Origin of the sequence: Ferruginibacter sp. (genome assembly GCF_014377975.1) — a bacterium.
GTDB lineage: Bacteria > Bacteroidota > Bacteroidia > Chitinophagales > Chitinophagaceae > Ferruginibacter.
The window spans coordinates 1-2,040 of record NZ_JACMOO010000217.1 but is presented as its reverse complement, the minus strand read 5'-3'; the positions used below and the strand labels follow the sequence as shown (position 1 = coordinate 2,040).

Annotated in this window: 2 protein-coding genes; both read left to right on the top strand. The window is 36.8% G+C overall.

What is annotated here, in order from left to right; genetic code table 11:
* Nucleotides 1-1,308: Fe-S cluster assembly protein SufB (gene sufB / locus H7254_RS11930; protein WP_301933177.1), on the top strand; the 1,308-nt coding region annotated here is incomplete at its 5' end.
* A gap of 27 nt (nt 1,309-1,335) precedes the next feature.
* Nucleotides 1,336-2,040 (top strand): Fe-S cluster assembly ATPase SufC (sufC, locus tag H7254_RS11925; protein WP_301933176.1); only part of this gene is annotated, 705 nt, incomplete at its 3' end.

Below are 2,040 nucleotides of genomic sequence, written 5' to 3'. Positions count from 1 at the left end.
GAGCCCCAGTGGATGCTTGACTGGCGTTTAGAAGCATTTAGGCATTGGGAGACCCTTACGGAACCCAAATGGCCGAATGTAAAATATCCCCCAGTAAATTACCAAGACATTATTTATTATGCTGCACCAAAACAGAAAAAAATACTCAACAGCCTAGATGAAGTAGATCCTGAACTAGTGGAAACGTTCAAAAAATTAGGTATTTCAATAACAGAACAAAAACGATTAACAAATGTTGCCGTTGATATTGTAATTGACAGTTTATCTGTGATAACTACTTTCAAAGAAGAGTTATCCAAATTAGGAATTATCTTTTGCTCATTTGGCGATGCCGTAAAAGAATATCCCGAACTAATAAAAAAATACATGGGGATGGTTATTCCCTCTACTGATAATTTTTATGCGGCTCTTAATTCTGCAGTGTTTACTGATGGTTCGTTTTGTTATATTCCAAAAGGCGTTCGATGCCCGATGGAATTGTCCACTTATTTCCGGATCAATGCCGAGGGATCAGGTCAGTTTGAAAGAACATTAATTGTAGCCGAAGCAGGCAGCTATGTTAGCTATTTGGAAGGATGCACTGCTCCCATAAGAGATGAAAATCAATTGCATGCCGCAGTGGTTGAACTTATAGCCTTTGACGATGCTCAAATTAAATATTCCACTATTCAAAACTGGTATCCTGGTGATAAAGACGGCAAAGGCGGCATCTATAACTTTGTAACCAAAAGAGGATTGTGTGCAGGTGTACGATCAAAAATAAGTTGGACACAAGTTGAAGCAGGCTCTGCCATTACCTGGAAGTATCCCAGTTGCATTTTAAAAGGCGACTATTCAATGGGTGAATTCTATTCTGTTGCAGTTACAAATAATTTACAGCAAGCGGATACAGGAACTAAGATGTGGCACATTGGTAAAAACACGAGCAGTACCATTATTTCCAAAGGTATCTCAGCAGGCAAAAGTAATAACTCGTACAGAGGTCTGGTTAAAGTAGGGAAAAATGCGGAAAATGCTAAGAATTTTTCACAATGTGATTCTTTATTAATGGGAGATAAATGTGGTGCGCATACTTTCCCTTATCTCGAAATTGATAATGATACCGCACAAATTGAACACGAAGCCACAACATCAAAAGTAGGTGAAGACCAACTTTATTACTGTATGCAAAGAGGATTAAAAATGGAGGATGCCATAAATCTTATTGTTAATGGTTATTGCAAAGATGTGTTTAAAGAATTACCAATGGAATTTGCAGTGGAAGCACAAAAATTGCTTTCTGTAAGTTTAGAGGGTAGTGTAGGATAAAATAATAATTAGATAAAAACAGAACTTATGTTAACGATAAAAAATTTACACGCAGAAATTGAAGGAAAAAAAATATTGAATGGCATCAACCTTCAAATAAATGCTGGCGAAGTACACGCTATAATGGGGCCAAACGGAAGCGGCAAAAGTACACTGGCACACGTTTTAGCAGGTCGGGAAGGTTATGAAATCACAGAAGGTAGTATTACCTATATGGGAAAAGACCTTCTCGAATTATCAATTGATGAACGTGCCAAGGAAGGTATATTTCAGGCATTTCAATACCCAATAGAAATACCAGGCGTAAGTACGGCAAATTTTCTTAAACACACCATTAATGCCGTTAGAAAACATCAGAAAAAGACTGATTTGAGTGCAATAGAAATGCTGAAATATATTAAAGAGAAGGTAAAATTAGTGGAGATGGAAGATGGTTTTTTAAGCCGAGCGTTAAATCAAGGGTTTTCGGGCGGAGAAAAAAAACGTAATGAAATTTTACAGATGGCTGTATTAGAACCAAGACTTGCCGTATTGGATGAAACGGATTCGGGGCTTGATATTGACGCGCTAAAAATAGTTGCTAACGGTGTTAATCAATTAAAAACAAAGGACAATGCTTTTATAGTAATTACACACTATCAACGTTTACTCGATTACATTATTCCCGATTTTGTTCATGTGTTATATAATGGACAAATAGTTAAATCAGGTGTCAAAAATTTAGCATTACAG